A 1,148-nucleotide genomic window follows, 5' to 3' on the forward strand; every position below is an offset into this window, starting at 1 on the left:
AACAGGGAGCCGATCACGGAGACGGGGTTGTAGTCGCTGCCCGCCGCACCGCGGACGGTCTCCTGGCTGTCGAGGGAGAGTCCCGCCTTGTCCGGGGCGAGCAGGACCTCCTTGCCCCCGACGTTGAGCCTCAGCGGGGCTTTGGCCCGCTTGCCGAGGGCGGAGTCCAGCCGGTTGACGGCCTCCTCGGCGTCGCGTACGGCGCCGGCCTGCTGCTCAACCACTCCGAGGTGCCCAAGGGCACCACGGTCCTCGGCGTCGACATCGGCGGCGGTACGAAGGAGGAGGCCGTCAACCGGCTGGACTCCGCCCTCGGCAAGCGGGCCAAAGCCCCGCTGAGGCTCAACGTCGGGGGCAAGGAGGTCCTGCTCGCCCCGGACAAGGCGGGACTCTCCCTCGACAGCCAGGAGACCGTCCGCGGTGCGGCGGGCAGCGACTACAACCCCGTCTCCGTGATCGGCTCCCTGTTCGGCGGCGAGCGCGTCGCCGAACCGAAGCTCCCGGTCGACCAGGAGAAGCTGGCCGCCGCGCTCGCCGACGTGGCCGGGTCGTCCGGCTCGGCGACCGACGGCACCATCGTCTTCTCGCCGGGCAAGGTCACCGCCGTGGAGGGCAAGCCGGGCAAGGGCCTGGACGTCGCCCGCTCGGTGGTCTCCGTCCGGGACGCGTACCGCGCCCAGGTCGAGACGGGCAAGGCGTCCGTGGTCGAGCTGCCGGTCGTGAGCCGGGAGCCCACGATCACCAAGGCCGAGCTGGACCGGGCCATGAAGGAGTTCGCCGAGCCCGCGATGTCCGGCCTGGTCACGATCAAGGCCGGCTCGAAGGAGATCAAGTTCGGCCCGGCGAAGTCCCTGCCGAAGATCCTCTCCATGAAGGCGGTCGACGGCCGCCTGGTGGAGGTCTACGACAAGCAGGCGATCGAGGGCCTCCTCGACGGCGTCTTCGACGGGATCATGATCACCAAGGGCGACGGCAAGAAGCACCAGGTCTCCGCCGACGACGTGGCCTTCGCGATGCGCGAGGCACTGCTCGGCAAGACCCCGGCGGAACGCACGAAGGTCATCGACCTCGACGGCCAGGGCTGAGACCCGAAGCCCCACCCGACCCCGCCCGGCCGCGCGCCGGGCGGGGTCGTCTTGGTGGGGGGG

At 71.3% G+C, this 1,148-nt stretch carries 2 pseudogenes; one reads left to right on the forward strand and one right to left on the reverse strand.

Annotated features, from left to right (window positions below):
- Positions 1 to 188: pseudogene (locus EAO71_RS36080) on the reverse strand (hypothetical protein); the annotation flags it as partial.
- Between EAO71_RS36080 and EAO71_RS36085 the strand changes: the two are divergent.
- Positions 183 to 1,085 (forward strand): annotated as a pseudogene (locus EAO71_RS36085) (peptidoglycan binding domain-containing protein); the annotation flags it as partial. The pseudogenes EAO71_RS36080 and EAO71_RS36085 sit on opposite strands and share 6 nt — an antisense overlap.
- Between the last annotated feature and the right edge of the window lie 63 nt (positions 1,086 to 1,148).

Source organism: Streptomyces sp. MS191 (genome assembly GCF_008042125.1).
Classification (GTDB): domain Bacteria; phylum Actinomycetota; class Actinomycetes; order Streptomycetales; family Streptomycetaceae; genus Streptomyces.